This window comes from Mycolicibacterium fallax, assembly GCF_010726955.1.
Classification (GTDB): Bacteria; Actinomycetota; Actinomycetes; order Mycobacteriales; family Mycobacteriaceae; genus Mycobacterium; species Mycobacterium fallax.
The window spans coordinates 2,559,213-2,572,989 of record NZ_AP022603.1 but is presented as its reverse complement, the minus strand read 5'-3'; the positions used below and the strand labels follow the sequence as shown (position 1 = coordinate 2,572,989).

Annotated in this window: 10 protein-coding genes; 4 read left to right on the top strand and 6 right to left on the bottom strand. The window is 73.4% G+C overall.

The genetic code is table 11. The annotated features are described in order from the left end of the window. Nucleotides 1-24: 24 nt before the first annotated feature. Nucleotides 25-807 carry a class I SAM-dependent methyltransferase gene (locus G6N10_RS12275; RefSeq protein WP_085097275.1) on the bottom strand — a complete coding sequence of 261 codons (783 nt, stop codon included), beginning with the start codon at nt 805-807 and terminating at the stop codon, nt 25-27. Between the two features lie 37 nt (nt 808-844). On the opposite strand from G6N10_RS12275, the gene G6N10_RS12270 reads away from it, so the two are divergent. Continuing rightward, nucleotides 845-2,005, top strand: coding sequence for a glycosyltransferase family 4 protein (locus tag G6N10_RS12270; protein ID WP_085097278.1), 1,161 nt, complete (start codon nt 845-847; stop codon nt 2,003-2,005). On the opposite strand, the gene G6N10_RS12265 is transcribed toward G6N10_RS12270, so the two are convergent. Then, entirely contained in the window at nt 1,971-3,707 is a 1,737-nt protein-coding gene (locus G6N10_RS12265; protein ID WP_109750540.1) for an MmpA family trehalose lipid delivery protein, read from the bottom strand. The genes G6N10_RS12270 and G6N10_RS12265 overlap by 35 nt on opposite strands. Nucleotides 3,708-3,711: 4 nt before the next feature. Then, nucleotides 3,712-4,908 (bottom strand): cell envelope lipid trafficking protein PgfA, encoded by a 1,197-nt coding sequence (locus G6N10_RS12260; protein WP_085097281.1) that lies wholly within the window; start codon nt 4,906-4,908, stop codon nt 3,712-3,714. 231 nt (nt 4,909-5,139) lie between these two features. On the opposite strand from G6N10_RS12260, the gene G6N10_RS12255 reads away from it, so the two are divergent. Continuing rightward, nucleotides 5,140-6,321, top strand: a complete 1,182-nt coding sequence (locus G6N10_RS12255; protein WP_085097284.1) for an acyltransferase family protein — start codon at nt 5,140-5,142, stop codon at nt 6,319-6,321. 6 nt (nt 6,322-6,327) lie between these two features. Here G6N10_RS12255 and G6N10_RS12250 read toward each other — a convergent pair whose 3' ends face one another. The 3 genes from G6N10_RS12250 to G6N10_RS12240 form a co-directional block, all read right to left on the bottom strand. Continuing rightward, nucleotides 6,328-10,512: an alpha-(1->3)-arabinofuranosyltransferase gene (locus tag G6N10_RS12250; protein WP_179962895.1), complete on the bottom strand. Its 4,185-nt coding sequence runs from the start codon at nt 10,510-10,512 to the stop codon at nt 6,328-6,330. A gap of 65 nt (nt 10,513-10,577) precedes the next feature. After that, a complete protein-coding gene (locus G6N10_RS12245; RefSeq protein WP_085097287.1) occupies nt 10,578-10,751 on the bottom strand; it encodes a DUF2613 domain-containing protein in 174 nt (57 codons plus the stop codon). Between the two features lie 76 nt (nt 10,752-10,827). Continuing rightward, on the bottom strand, nt 10,828-11,289 hold the full coding sequence (locus G6N10_RS12240; RefSeq protein WP_085097290.1) for a universal stress protein: 462 nt from the start codon (nt 11,287-11,289) through the stop codon (nt 10,828-10,830). 157 nt (nt 11,290-11,446) lie between these two features. On the opposite strand from G6N10_RS12240, the gene G6N10_RS12235 reads away from it, so the two are divergent. Together G6N10_RS12235 and G6N10_RS12230 are read left to right on the top strand one after the other, a co-directional pair. Further along, a complete protein-coding gene (locus tag G6N10_RS12235) occupies nt 11,447-12,550 on the top strand; it encodes a glycoside hydrolase family 3 N-terminal domain-containing protein (RefSeq protein WP_109750548.1) in 1,104 nt (367 codons plus the stop codon). 44 nt (nt 12,551-12,594) lie between these two features. Beyond that, a complete protein-coding gene (locus tag G6N10_RS12230) occupies nt 12,595-13,200 on the top strand; it encodes a TetR/AcrR family transcriptional regulator (RefSeq protein ID WP_085097296.1) in 606 nt (201 codons plus the stop codon). Nucleotides 13,201-13,777 lie beyond the last annotated feature (577 nt).

Below are 13,777 nucleotides of genomic sequence, written 5' to 3'. Positions count from 1 at the left end.
AATGCGGCAAAACAAGAACCTGTTTCAGTCTGACGGGACCGGTGGGGAAAGAACCAGCACCAAATTGCTCACCAGCAACTCCCGCAGCCCCGGCAGCGCCGTCATGCCCCACGCCCATCGCGGGTGGTAGCGCGGGAATGCGGCGACCAGGGTGCCGGTGCTGCGGGCCCAGTCCAGGCCGTCGGCGGCCGACACCGCGAACAACGACGAGCCATAGTTGTTCTTCGGCGGATGGCCGTGTTTGCGGGTGTAGCGGGCCGCCGCCCGCGCCCCGCCGAGGTAGTGCGTCAGGCCCATTTCGTGGCCGCCGAACGGGCCCAGCCACACCGTGTAGGACAGGATCGCCAGCCCGCCCGGCCGGGTGACGCGGAGCATCTCCGCGCCGAGCCGCCACGGGTGCCGGACGTGCTCGGCGACGTTGGAGGACAGGCAGACCTCGACGCTGTCGTCGGCGAACGGCAGCGCCATGCCGGAGGCCCGCACGAAGGCGCCGGCGCCGCCGGCCGGCGGCACCGGGCCGGCGTGCATCTCCGCGGCGTCCGGCTCCACGCCGATGTAGCGGGCCCCGAGGCCGGCGAAGGCGTCGGCGAAGTAGCCGGGTCCGCCGCCGACGTCGAGCACGGTGGTGCCGGCCAGCCCGGCGCCCGGATGCCGGCCGGACCACAGCTCGTCGACCATCGCGGCGGTGTCGTCGGCCAGCGCGCCGTAGAACCGGGCCGGGTCGCGCTGCTCGAAGCGGAACTCGCCGAGCAGCCGCACCGACCGGCGCAGCGTCGCCCGACGGGCGAGGGCGTCGGTGATGGCCACCGGGCCACCTTATGTCGTTGCTTTACGCTTGGAACCGATGTCCGATCACCCCGTCCGTTCGGTGCTGCTGCTGTGTTGGCGCGACACCGGGCACCCGCAGGGCGGCGGCAGTGAGGCCTACCTGCAGCGCATCGGCGCGCAGCTGGCGGCCTCCGGTGCCGCCGTCACCTTGCGCACCGCCCGCTACCCGGGCGCGCCGCGGCGCGGGGAGATCGACGGGGTGCAGATCAGCCGCGGCGGCGGGCCCTACACGGTGTACATCCGGGCCGGGCTGGCCATGGTTGCCGCCCGGATCGGTCTTGGCCCGCTGCGCCGGGTGCGGCCCGACGTGGTGATCGACTCGCAGAACGGGCTGCCGTTCCTGGCCCGGTTGGCGTATGGCCGCCGGGTGGTACTGCTGGTGCATCACTGCCACCGCGAGCAGTGGCCGGTCGCCGGACGTCGGCTGGCCCGGATCGGCTGGTTCGTCGAATCCCGGCTGTCGCCGCGGCTGCACCGGCGCAACCAGTACGTCACGGTGTCGCTGCCGTCCATGCGTGAACTCGTTGACCTCGGGGTGAGCCCGGACCGGATCGCGGTGGTGCGCAACGGCGTCGATGAGCCGCCGGTGTCCGGCCCGGCCGTGCCGCGGTCGGCGACCCCGCGGGTGGTGGTGCTGTCCCGGCTGGTGCCGCACAAGCAGATCGAGGATGCGCTGGCCGCCGTCGCCGCGCTGCGCCCGTCGTACCCGGAGCTGCAGCTGGACGTGGTGGGTGGCGGCTGGTGGCGCGACCGGCTGGTCGAGGAGGCCCGTCGCCTCGGCATCACCGACGCGGTCACCTTCCACGGCCACGTCGACGAGCTCACCAAGCACCGGCTGGTGCAGCGCGCCTGGGTGGCGCTGCTGCCGTCGCGCAAGGAGGGCTGGGGCCTGGCGGTGATCGAGGCCGCCCAGCACGAGGTGCCGACGATCGGTTATCGCAGCGCCGGCGGTCTGTGCGACTCGATCGTCGACGGGGTGACCGGGATGCTGGTCGGCGATCACGGTGAACTTGTCGCCCGGCTCGACGAGCTGCTCTCCGACGAGGTGCTGCGCACCGAGCTGGGCCGCAAGGCCGCCGCCCGGGCCGGCGAGTTCTCCTGGGCGCAGAGCGCCGCGGCGATGGGGACCGTGCTGGCCGAGGTCAACGCCGGTCGGCGTCTCGGCGGCGTCGTCTGAGCCCGGCGGCCACCGCCCCTGCGCCACCGACCAGCAGCACCGCCAGCCAGCTCAGGTGCGCGGCGATCAGCGCCGGGCGCCGCGGCGACGGCGCGGGCCCGGGTCCCTCAGCCAGTCGGTAGAGCCGCAGTTCGTCGTCGGCGTAGACCGGGGTCAGCGGCGCCAGCGTGCGGGCCGAGGCCCCCAGCTCCCCGGCCGACCCGGCCTCCAGCACCAGCCAGCCCACCCCGGCGCGGGACAGCTGCGCGGCGTCGGCGCCGTCGAGCAGCAGCCGCTGCACCGCGCGGGCCCGGTCGCCCTCGCCGGCGATGGTCTGCCCGGCGATGGTCAGGTCGCCGGTGGAGAGCACCTCGGCGGCCACCCAGCGCGGCAGCGGGTCGAGCACCGGGGCCGGCCCGGCCCAGCCGAACCGCCGCATGCCGTCGGCCGGCAGCACCGCCACCGGCGCCGGGTCGGCGTTGATCCGGGCGGCGACGGCGGCGAACCCGGGCGGATAGTGCACCGCGTGCACCCGCCCGCCGACCCCGAACACCAGGTCCGGCAGCGTCGCGATCAGCAGTGCGACACCCACCGCGGACACCGCCGCCGGGCGCAGCCGCGGCCACCGCGCGGCCAGCACCCCGGGCACCTCGGCGACCGCCAGCGCGTAGCCCGGCATCGCCAGCGCCACCCACTTCTGCCCGTCGCGCAGCACCCCGAGCCCGCCGAAGGACTCCGCGCCGGCCTGCAGCAGCGCCCGGCCCACCCCGGTGGCCGCCAGCGCGGGCGCCAGCACCGCCACCGCGGCCAGCACCAGCAGCGGCCGGGCCGCCGGCCGCCGCCAGGCTGCGCGCAGCCCGGTCAGCACCAGCGCGACCAGCACGATCGTGGCCACCGTCGCGAACCAGCCGACCCGCGACGGCGGGACGGCATCGGAATTCCAGATCCCGGCCAGCCCGGCCAGGCTGCCCAGGGTGCCCAGGCCGGGTTCGGCGCGGGCGGCGAACGCATCGAAGCCCGGCGCCCCGGACGCCCGGTAGGCGCCCAGCGAGCCACCGGCCGAGGCCACCAGCCAGGGCAGCGCCGCGGCCACCGACAGGCCCAGCAGCGCCGCGGCGCCCGGCCACCGTCGTCCGCCCGGCGCCAGCAGGCAGACCCCGCCGACCACCGCGGCCAGCAGCAGCCCGGTCGGGGTCAGCCCGGCCAGCGCGATCCAAAAGGCCAGCGCAAACCAGTCCCGGCCGCCGGCGCCGCCCCGCAGCCGCAGCACCGTCAGCGCCACCCAGGGCAGGCAGCCATAGCCCAGCAACAGGCTCCAGTGCCCCTGCAGCAGCCGCTCGGCCACGTACGGGTTCCACACCGCCAGGGTGGCCGCCAGCAACTGGCCGCCCGCCGCCGCGCCGGACATAACAGCGCCGGCCACCGTCGCCACCAGCCGGGCCGCGCCCCAGCCGGCCAGCCACAACCCGGCCACCAGCAGCACCGTGACCAGTACACCGCCGTCGAGGAACCCCGAGGCCAGTGCGACGGCGAAATCCTGCGGGACCGCGCGGGCCGCGGACTCGGACAGCCCGAGTGCGGCGTCGGTCAGCCAGGACCGCGGGGTGGAGACGGCGTCGCGCAGCAGCAGATAGCCGGCCCCCAGCAGCGGGGCGCAGATCAGCAGGCTGAGCGCCAGGCAGTAGCCGGGCACCGCGGCCCGCGCCGCGGCCCGCCGCAGCATCGGGCTACTCGTCGGGATGCAGGTCCGGTCGCAGCGCGGGCAGCTTCTCGGTCTCGGCCTGCGCGGCGGGCATCGGCCCGGTGTCGGCGGGGCGGCGGCTGAACAGCCCGCCCCGGTTGTCCAGGCCCGGGTCGATCAGCGCGGCGTCGGTGCGCAGCCCGAACGAGCCGAGCAGCGCGCCGGCGATCAACGCGATCAACCCGGCGGCGGTGAAGCTGATCGGCAGCACCCGGGTCCACAGGCCGATCCGGTCGCGCTCGGAGCGGGCGGCCGCCACCTGCGACTCGACGGTGCTCTCGGTGGAGGTCACCTTGTAGTCGGCCAGGCTGGCCTCCGGGTGCAGCGCCTCGCGGGCGTAGTAGTGGTTCGCGTGTTCCTGGGACTTGACGATGGTGCCGGAGACCGGATCCACCCAGAACGTCCGCTGCGCGGCGTAGTAGCGGGTCATGGTGATCGGTTCCTGCGGGTCGACCCCCTCGATGCCCCACAGTTCGGCGCGGGCGGTGACCTCGCCGTCCTCGTCGTTCTCGTACAGCGAGGCGTACCGGATCGGCTCGACCAGCTTGCCCTCGGCGTTGTAGCCGACGTTCTGCTGGAACCGCAGCGTGGTCAGGCCGTTGACGTCTTCCTCGTTGACGTAGTTGGCGTCGAACGCCTGCTGCGCGATCGGGTCGAACACCTGGTAGGTCTTCTTCTCGGTGTCGAACGGGAACCGGTAGGACAGGCCCTCGTGCGGCAGCGCGATGTTGGTCGCCGGCTTGGTGTCCTCGATGGTGCGCGGCTTCTGCATCGAGCCGCCGGGATGGTTGTCGTCGGACACCGCCATCGCGGTGCTGCGGTCCAGCGTCACGGTGTCGACCATGGCCAGCAGCAGGCCCTTGTCCTGCTGCTGATCGGTGCGCTTGACCGAGGTGCCGACCTGCAGCGTGACGACGTCGGCGTTGGACGGCTGCTCGACGCTGAGGGCCTGCTGGGAAACCAGCGGCACGTCGTTGCTGATGATGAACCGCTCGCCGAGCAGCGAGGCGGGATCCAGCGCGGTTCCGGTGCCGTTGCTGACCAGCGTGGTGTCCAGGTCCAGCGGGATCTGGCGGACCCGGCTCGAGGTGTAGGTCGACAACAGCAGCGCGGCGATCAACAGCCCGGACCCCAGGCCAAGCAGGCCGCATGCCGCGATGCGCAACAGAACTGCACGATTCACGTTGCAGTACCTTCCTTCCGGATCCGGGTTGCGGCGGCAGCGGGCAGCGCCCGACCCTCCGGCCATTGGACCCTAACAGCAGATAGGGTAACGGCCCATCGCCCGGCCACCGATTCCCCGTGCCATTAGCGGTGTCAATCGCCGTGCCGCCGCCCGTGCCGTCGGCACTGGCACCGCCGGTGCCGGCGGCGGGCAATATGGGGGCGGGCAGGACCGACGACCGGAGCGGGTGTGACGCAGCGAACAGAGGACCAGCAGGTCGGCGGCACCCGCGGCTTCCTGCCCGCGGTGGAGGGGCTGCGGGCCTGGGCGGCGATCGGCGTGGTGATCACCCACGTGTCGTTTCAGACCGCGGTGTCCTCCGGGCCGCTGGGCCGGCTGCTGGGCCGGTTCGACCTGGCGGTGGCGGTGTTCTTCGCGCTGTCGGGCTTTTTGCTGTGGCGCGGCCACGCCGCCGCGGCCCGCGGGCTGCGCAGAAAGCCGCCGACCGTGCACTACCTGCGCTCCCGGCTGGTCCGGATCATGCCCGGTTACCTGGTCGCCGTCGTCATCATCCTGCTGCTGCTGCCCGACGCCTGGGGCGCCAGCCCGACGGTGTGGCTGGCGAACCTGACGCTGACCCAGATCTATGTGCCGCTGACCCTGACGCCCGGGCTGACCCAGATGTGGAGCCTGTCGGTGGAGGTCACCTTCTATCTGGTGCTGCCGCTGCTGGCGTTCTTCGCGGCCCGGCTGCCGGTGCGGGCCCGGATCCCGGTGATCGCCGCCGTCGGCGCGGCCAGCCTGGCCTGGGGCCTGCTGCCGATCGAGACCTCCGACGGGGTCAACTTCCTGAACTGGCCGCCGGCCTACGGGTCGTGGTTCGCCGCCGGGATGCTGCTGGCCGAGTGGACCGTCACCCCGATCGGCTGGGTGCACCGGCTGGCCCGCCGGCGGATCCTGATGGCGGTGATCGTGCTGGTCGCCTACGCGGTGTCGGCCTCCCCGGTGGCCGGCCCGGAGGGGCTCACGCCGGCGACCCTGGACCAGTTCGTCGTGCGCACCGCGATGGGCGCGATCATCGCGTTCGGCCTGCTGGCCCCGCTGGTGCTGGACCGCCCCGACACCAGCCACCGGCTGCTCGGCAGCCCGCTGATGGTGACCCTGGGCCGCTGGTCCTACGGCCTGTTCGTCTGGCATCTGGCGGCGCTGACCTTGGTGTTCCCGGTGGTCGGCCGGTTCGTCTTCAACGGCGACATGGTGATCATCCTGATCCTGACGCTGATCTTCGGCTTCGCGATGGCCGCGGTCAGCTACGCGCTGGTCGAGCAGCCCTGCCGGCAGGCGCTGCGGAACTGGGAACGCCGCTCCGGGCGGGTGCCGCCGCTGGACAGTTCGGTCACCGAGACCCCGGAGCCCGCCGTCGCGCACTGAGGTTGCTTACTGCCGAGCTGCCCTCGGCGAGTACGGCAGGACGGAGGCGGCCAGCAGCGCGACCGAGATCAGCGCCAGCAGCTGCACCCCGGCGGAATGCCCGACGTAGCCGTCCACCGAGCGCCACGGATACCGCGACAGCACGCAGCCGGCCAGGATCAGCCCGGCCGGCACCCCGCCGAGGGTCACCCACCGGGTCGCCCGCGGGCGATCGGCCAGCAGATACCGCAGCCCGGCGGCGCCGGCGAACACCGCCAGCCCGGCCGGCCCGGAGATCAGGGTCCCGGCCACCAGCATCCCGGCGGTCGCCACCGCGGGCGGCGGGGCCCAGGGGGCAGGCGGCGCGCCCCGCTCGGTCCGCCGGGCCGGCCATAGGGCCAGCAGCAGCAACAGCGGCAGCAGCGCCAGGCCGCCGGCCAGCCCGGCCCGGTAGGCGGTGTTGGAGCCGAAGCTCAGCGTGACCGTGCCGTCGGCGCCGGCCGGCACCACCCAGCCCTGCTGCCAGCCGTTGACGATCAGCGGCCGCAGCACCGACCCGTCCGGGCCGCGGGCGGTCCAGCCGGGGCTGACGCTCTCGGGCACCACCAGGGCCCGCTCGCCCGGCGCCGCGGACACCCGCACCTCGCGACGGTCGGTGGACCACGCCCCGGTCGGCGCCGGCTCGGCGTGCGCGGTCGGCACCCGGGCGGCCAGCGGGGTGGCCAGTTCGGCGCCGTCGACGACGAACGCCTGCCCGGGGCTGATGATCAGCTCCTGCGGGCCGGCCGGCAGCGCGATCGGCGCGGTGCGGCACGGCCGCGCCGGAATGGGTTCGCCGGCCAGCAGCGCGCCGACGGTGGTGCGCACCGAGGTCTGCACGAACTGCCCGGCCAGGCCGATCACCGGGCCCCGGCCGCAGGCCAGCGTCACCACCCGGTCGGCGTTGACGGCGGTGTCGGCGGGCGCGATGGCGGTGCCGCCGGGGGTCAGCGCCACCAGCTCGGCCAGGCCGGGCGGTTTGAGCTGGTCGAAGCCCAGCGCGGTGCGGTCGATCACGTCGGTCCAGTCCAGCAGGCTGATCCGGATGGTGTCGGTGCGGTGCGGGGTCAGCGTGAGCGTGGTCGGCCCGTCGGTCTGCAGGGATCGCACCTGCGGGCCGGTGCCGAGGTCGACGGCGACCAGGCTCGGGTGGGTCGGCAGCGTCGCGGCGCTCGGCGTCAGCCGCAGCCCGCCGACCTCGGTGGCCGCCGGCAGCCGCACCGTCAGCGTCGGGCTGCCGTGGCCGGGCACGAAGTGTTGCGGCGCGGTCCAGGAGGTGCGCGGGTCGCCGTCGGTGGCGGCGTACGCCGAGCCCGCCACGTCGACGGCATCGGAGTCGCCCTCGGCGTAGCTGGCGCCTGGCGCGCGGATCAGGTCGGCCAGCGTGGGGCCCTGGCGCGGGCGGACCCACACCGTCGGGACCACCGTGGTCGGCTCGGGCACGGTCAGGGTGCGGCTGAGGTTCACCGGTTCCTCCGGTGCCACCGCCATCGCGGCCGCGCAGTGCACGGCGTCGGTGCCCGCCGCGCAGCCGGGCCGGCCGAGCAGCTCCTGGCCCAGGTCCCAGTCGGCGACCGCGGCGCCGGCCGGCGGGCCGGGCACCAGCAGGGTGTGCCGCAGGTTCACCGGGTGGGCGAACCCGGACGCGTCGTACTGGGTGACGGACAGGTCGGTGATGCCGAACTGCACGCCGGAACTGCCGTCGTCGGTGCCGGTGGCGGTGATCCGGACCCACGGGGTCTCGCCGTAGGGCAGCGCGACGATCAGCGGCCGGCCGGGCTCGTCGAACCGCAGCGAGGTGGTGCCGTTGCTGGTGGAGATCTCGATCCGGCGGACCTGGGCGCCGACGGCGGTGGCGCTCGGGGTGATCGACACGGTGGCGTTGGTGACCGGATGGTCGAAGTCGACCTGCAGCCACTGGCCGACCGCGGCCTGCAGCGAGTTGGACACCCAGGCGGTCGCGCTGTCCCCGTCGATCGCCGCCGGTGCCCCGGTCGACGGTGCGACGACGGGCAGCGCGGTGGAATCCGCCGCGGAGCTGGAGACGGTCAGCCGGCCGCCGGTCCAGCCGGCGTGCACCGGCGCCGCCCCGGGCGCCGGGTAGTCCTTGGACCGATTGTGGGTGTGCCGGGCGTCGCCGTCGGCGCGGGCGGCCGAGGAATGGTCGTCGACCCGGCCGTAGTCGGTCTCCCGGTCCACCGGGGTGTCGGTGACGGTGACCAGCGGGGTGGGCAGCCCGGCGGCGACCGCGTCCTGGGTCAGCAGCACCGGCCCCAGCGGCGGTCGGTGCCGCAGCCGGCGGCGTTCGTCGAGTCGGGCGAGCGCCTCGGGCCCGCCGTCGATGCGGGGCATCGCGGCGATGTCGGCCAGGTAGGGCGACATCGCGTTGCCGGCGCCGGTGACCCGGTAGATCTGGACGGCCGGGTAGTGCGGCCGCAGCCCGCTGTCGGTGATGAAGCCCTCCAGCAGGCCGGGACCGACCTGCTCGCCGAACTCGGCGACCTTCTCCAGGCCGGGGGAGCCGTCGACGGCGCGGTGTACCAGGATCGGCCGCGCCGACCGGGAGGCGTCGGGGTCCAGGTCGTTGCGGACCACCAGGTAGCCGATTCCCTGCCGGGCCAGCGTGTCGGCCAGTCCGGCCGACGGCCGGCCCGCGGCCAGCAGCCGCTGCACCGAGTCCAGCGCCCGGATGGTCTGCGGCGGGTTCAGCGGGATGGAGTCGCGGACCCCCCACGGCGTGGTGGCCAGCACCTGCAGCGGTTCGTCGTGACTGTTGCCCCAGGTCTGGTTGGCGAACGGGGCGCCGGGCACCACCAGCACCCGGGATGCCAGGGGGTCGCCGGTGTTGTGCCCGGTGATCCAGTCGGCGGCCTGCTGCCAGTGGTCGGGGATGGCGGTGAACCCGCCGGGCGGCAGCAGCCGGCCGGTCCAGGCCAGCGACGTCGCCGCGGCCAGCGCGGCCAGTACCACGATCCCGACCGCGACCCGGCGGTCCTCCTCGGGATGGGTGAAGGCCCGCCGCCACACCGCGGTGGGGGCGGCGCCGGGCAGTGGGATGCGGCCGAGCAGGTGGGCGATGCCCAGCACGATCGGGATCCGGATCACCGGTTCCAGCTTGTGCACGTTGCGCAGCGGGGCCCCGGGCCCGTCCAGGAAGTTCTGCACCTGCTCGGCGATCGGGGAGCCCAGCCCGCCGGCGTACCCGGCGGCCAGCAGCGCCACCCCGATCAGCAGCATGGTGATCAGCCGGCCGCGGGCCGGCATGCTGCGCAGGGCCAGCCCGGCCAGCCCGCCGGCGGCGACCAGGGTGGTGGCCAGCACCGCGACCGACCCGGTGACCAGGGAGCTGCCCGCGGTGGCGTCCGGTGCGACGAACGGGGTCCAGCTGTCGGTGCCGCGCAGCACCTCGGTCAGCGACGCCCACCGGGTGGTCACCCCGGAGGATTCGATGAAGTCCAGGAACGGCGGGCTGATCCGGCCGAGCAGCAGCAGCGGGATCAGCCACCAGGTGACGGCCAGTGCGCTGGCGGCCAGCCACCAGCCGGAGAACCGCCACCAGCGTCGATTGGGGCGGTGCGCGGCCCACCAGATCAGCGCGGGCAGGCAGGCGGTCAGCGTCGCGACCGCGTTGACCGCGCCCATCAGGGCCAGCGCGACGGCGGACCGGGCGGCCAGCACCCGCGGCGTGGTGCCGTCGCCGCGGAACGCCAGCACCACCGGCAGCAGCACCCACGGTGCCAGCAGCATCGGCAGCGTCTCCGAGGAGATGGAGCCCAGCGTGGTCAGCGCCCGCGGCGACAACGCGAACGCGGTCGCGGCGACCACCCGCGAGGAGGTGGTGCCGATGCCGAGTGCCTCGGCCAACCGCAGCAGCCCCCAGAACCCGGCGGCCAGCAGCAGTGCCCACCACAGCCGCTGGGTGACCCAGCCGGGCAGGCCGAGCAAATCACCGAGCGCGAAGAAGGTGCCGTGCGGGAACAGGTAGCCGTAGGACTGGTTCTGGGTCTGCCCGAACGGCAGGTCGGAGTTCCACAGGTTCGCCGCCCGGCCCAGGAACTGCAGCGGGTTGGCGGTCAGGTCGAGCTTGGTGTCCGGGGAGATCAGGCCGGGGGACTGCGCGAAGGTCAGGATCAGCGCGAGCGCGCCGACCAGCCACAACCAGCGTCGGGACAGGCCGGGCCGCGGTGCACCCGGGTCCGACCCGCCCCGAAGGGTCGGTGATGCGGCGGTGCCTGCGGTTATTTCCGCTCGCCGTATTCGACGCGGTTGAGCACGGCCGAATCCGGGTTGCCGGCGGACACCGGGGGCTTGGTGTCCTGCTGCACCATCAGCGTCACGCCGAACACACCGGCCGCGCCGAGCAGCAGGCCGACCACGATGCTGGCGGCGGCCGGCACCACGAACCGGGTCATGTGGGCTCTCCTCGGCGGGGACGACGGATGGTTGAGTCGCCCGCCAACCTAGCAGATGACACCCGTTGCGCCCCGGTCAGGACGCGGGCCCGGGCGGAATGATGAGCACCGGTCGGCGGCCGCGGCGCAGCACCCGGTCGGCGATGCTGGACTGCAGCAGGGCCCGGAATCCGGTGGTGCCGCGGGTGCCGGTGATGATCAGGTCGGCGTCGAGCCGGTCGGCGGTGTCGATGATGGTGCGCCACACCGTGGAGCGGACCGCCACGCACAGTGGCTCGGCGGGCAGACCGGAGCTGCGGGCCAGCGCGATGCCCTCGTCGTTGGTGCGCTGGGCGTCGGCCAGGGCGATGTCCACGTCGTCGGGGTCGCGCGGGTCCGGCGGGCCGTCGAGGTCGTAGCTGGCCTGCTCGGTCGGCTGCCGCAGCGGCTGCCAGACGGTCAGCACGACGGTGCGGTGCGGGGCGAGAAAGCGTGCGGCGAAGCCCACGGCACGCCGCGCGTTCGGGGTGCCGTCGTAGGCGATGACGACGACGGTCATCCCTCATGACTATCACCTGGGTCCGGCGGCGAAGCGGGTTCTGCGGGGCGCGCGGGTTAGGATTCCGGCCATGTCGACGTCCCCGAAGAAGGGCAACGCCGCCCGCGTAGCCACCCGCCCGCGCACCATCATCCTCAGTTTCCTGGCCGTTGTGGCGATGGTCGCCGCGGTGGTGATCGGGCTGCAGGTCCGTGCCGGTTCCGACGGCGGTGTGGGTGTCGCGCACGCCGCGCCCCCGGTCACACCGGCCGCCCGCACGCTGGCCCCGGCGCCGAAGGCCCCGGTCTGCGGCACCCTGTCGCTGCGCGATCAGCTGGCCCAGCTGCTGATGGTCGGGGTGCGCAACGCCGCCGACGCCCGGGCCGTGGTCACCGAACATCACGTCGGCGGCATCTTCATCGGCAGCTGGACCGACCTGTCGATGCTGGGCGGCCCGCTGGCCGAGGTCAAGGCCGCCGCCGGCGCGATCCCGCTGGCCGTCAGCGTCGACGAGGAAGGCGGCCGGGTGTCCCGGCTGAAGTCGGTCATCGGCGCCCAGCCGTCGCCGCGCGAGCTGGCCGCGAACAACACCCCCGAGCAGGTCCGGGCGATCGCCGCCGAGCGGGCCCGCAAGATGTCCGGGCTGGGCATCACCATTGACTTCGCCCCGGTGCTCGACGTCACCGCCGGCGACGCCGACGGCGCGATCGGTGACCGCTCCTTCAGCGGCGACCCGAACGTCGTCACCGAGTACGCCGGCGCCTATGCAGCCGGGCTGCGCGACGGCGGACTGCTGCCGGTCTACAAGCACTTCCCCGGTCACGGCCGGGCCTCCGGAGACTCGCACACCGGCGGCGTGACCACCCCGCCGCTGGCCGATCTGGAGACCAGCGACCTGGTGCCGTACCGGGCGCTGATCGGGGCCGGGCCGGCCGCGGTGATGGTCGGCCACATGGCGGTGCCCGGGCTGACCGGCGGCCAGCAGTCCTCGCTGAGCCCGGCGGCCTACGGGCTGCTGCGCCAGATGGGCTTCGGCGGTGCGGTGTTCACCGACGACCTGTCCTCGATGCAGGCGATCAGCGATGTCTACCCGGTGCCGGAGGCGGTGCTCAAGGCGCTGGCCGCCGGTGCTGATGTCGCGCTGTGGGTGACCACCGCCGAGGTGCCCGCGGTGCTGGACCGGTTGGAGGCCGCGGTGAACTCCGGTGAGCTGCCGCAGGCCCGGGTCGACGAGGCGCTGCGCCGTGCGGTGGCGATGAAGGGCGGGGCGCTGCCCTGCTGATCGGCCGCATACTCTGTGTCCGGATTCGGATCGGGAGGTGACAGATGGCCGGCGGAACGAAGCGGCTGCCGCGCGCGGTGCGCGAACAGCAGATGCTCGACGCCGCGGTCCAGGAGTTCTCGGTCAGCGGCTACCACGAGACGTCGATGGACGCGATCGCCGCGCGCGCGGAGATCTCCAAACCGATGTTGTACCTGTACTACGGCTCCAAGGAGGACCTGTTCGGCGCGGTGCTGGATCGGGAACTGGGCCGGTTCATCGAGGCCGTCGGCGCCGAGGTCGACTTCACGCTGCCGGCGCGGGACATGCTGCGCAACACCATCGGTGCGTACCTGAAGTACATCGACACCAACCGGGCGTCCTGGATCGTGCTGTACACCCAGGCGACCAGTTCGCAGGCGTTTGCCCACACCGTGCGCGAGGGCCGCGAGCGGGTCATCGAGATGGTCGCCCGGCTGTTGTCGGCGGGCACTCGAAATCCCGACCCGGACATCGACTTTCAGCTGATCGCCGTCGCGCTGGTCGGCGCCGGTGAGGCGGTGGCGAACCAGGTCAGTGTCGGCGACGTCGACGTCGACGATGCCGCCGAGTTGCTGATCAACCTGTTCTGGCGGGGCCTGAAGGGCAAGCCGGAAAATCTTCCGACCTGACTTTGTTGCGAGCGCGGACTGCGGGGCTTCTGCTTGCGGCGCGGGCGGTTTCGCGGGCCTCGAGTGCGAACTCCTTGGTGGCCCCCGTCATCGAGTGAGAAACCAGGGACGCTTTTGGCGGCCGCGCGGTTCCGGTCGGTGCCCGCGCTCATCGAGTGAGAACGCAGGGACGCTGGTGAGAAGTTCTGCCGGGGCTCGGCATCGAGTGAGGACCCTGGGAGCTTAGTGAGACATTGTGGCGGGGCCCGAAATCGAGTGAGAACTCAGGGACGTTAGTGAGAACGGAGGGACGTTGGTGAGAACCGAGGGCGGGGGTTTTCATCGAGTGAGACATTGTGGCTGGGTCTACTCGATCAACGCATCCCAGGTTTCTCTTTCGATGACGAGCGCCGTCCTGGGTTCTCACTAACGTCCCTGGGTTCTCACCAAGCGCCCTGGTTTCTCACTCGATGAACCCGGCCTGCAGAAGTTCTCACCAGCGTCCCTGCGTTCTCACTCGATGAGCGCACCCGGCCAAAGTTCTCACTAACGTCCCTGAGTTCCCACTCGATGCGCCGACGGCCTGTTGCCGCGACCC

Excerpts from the sequence above, each read along its gene's own strand:
- G6N10_RS12240 (WP_085097290.1), bottom strand. The coding sequence starts at position 11,289 with ATGACCGTCGTCGTCATCGCCTACGACGGCACCCCGAACGCGCGGCGT.
- G6N10_RS12230 (WP_085097296.1), top strand. The coding sequence starts at position 12,595 with ATGGCCGGCGGAACGAAGCGGCTGCCGCGCGCGGTGCGCGAACAGCAG.
- G6N10_RS12270 (WP_085097278.1), top strand. The coding sequence starts at position 845 with ATGTCCGATCACCCCGTCCGTTCGGTGCTGCTGCTGTGTTGGCGCGAC.
- G6N10_RS12245 (WP_085097287.1), bottom strand. The coding sequence starts at position 10,751 with ATGACCCGGTTCGTGGTGCCGGCCGCCGCCAGCATCGTGGTCGGCCTG.
- G6N10_RS12235 (WP_109750548.1), top strand. The coding sequence starts at position 11,447 with ATGGTCGCCGCGGTGGTGATCGGGCTGCAGGTCCGTGCCGGTTCCGAC.
- G6N10_RS12265 (WP_109750540.1), bottom strand. The coding sequence starts at position 3,707 with ATGCTGCGGCGGGCCGCGGCGCGGGCCGCGGTGCCCGGCTACTGCCTG.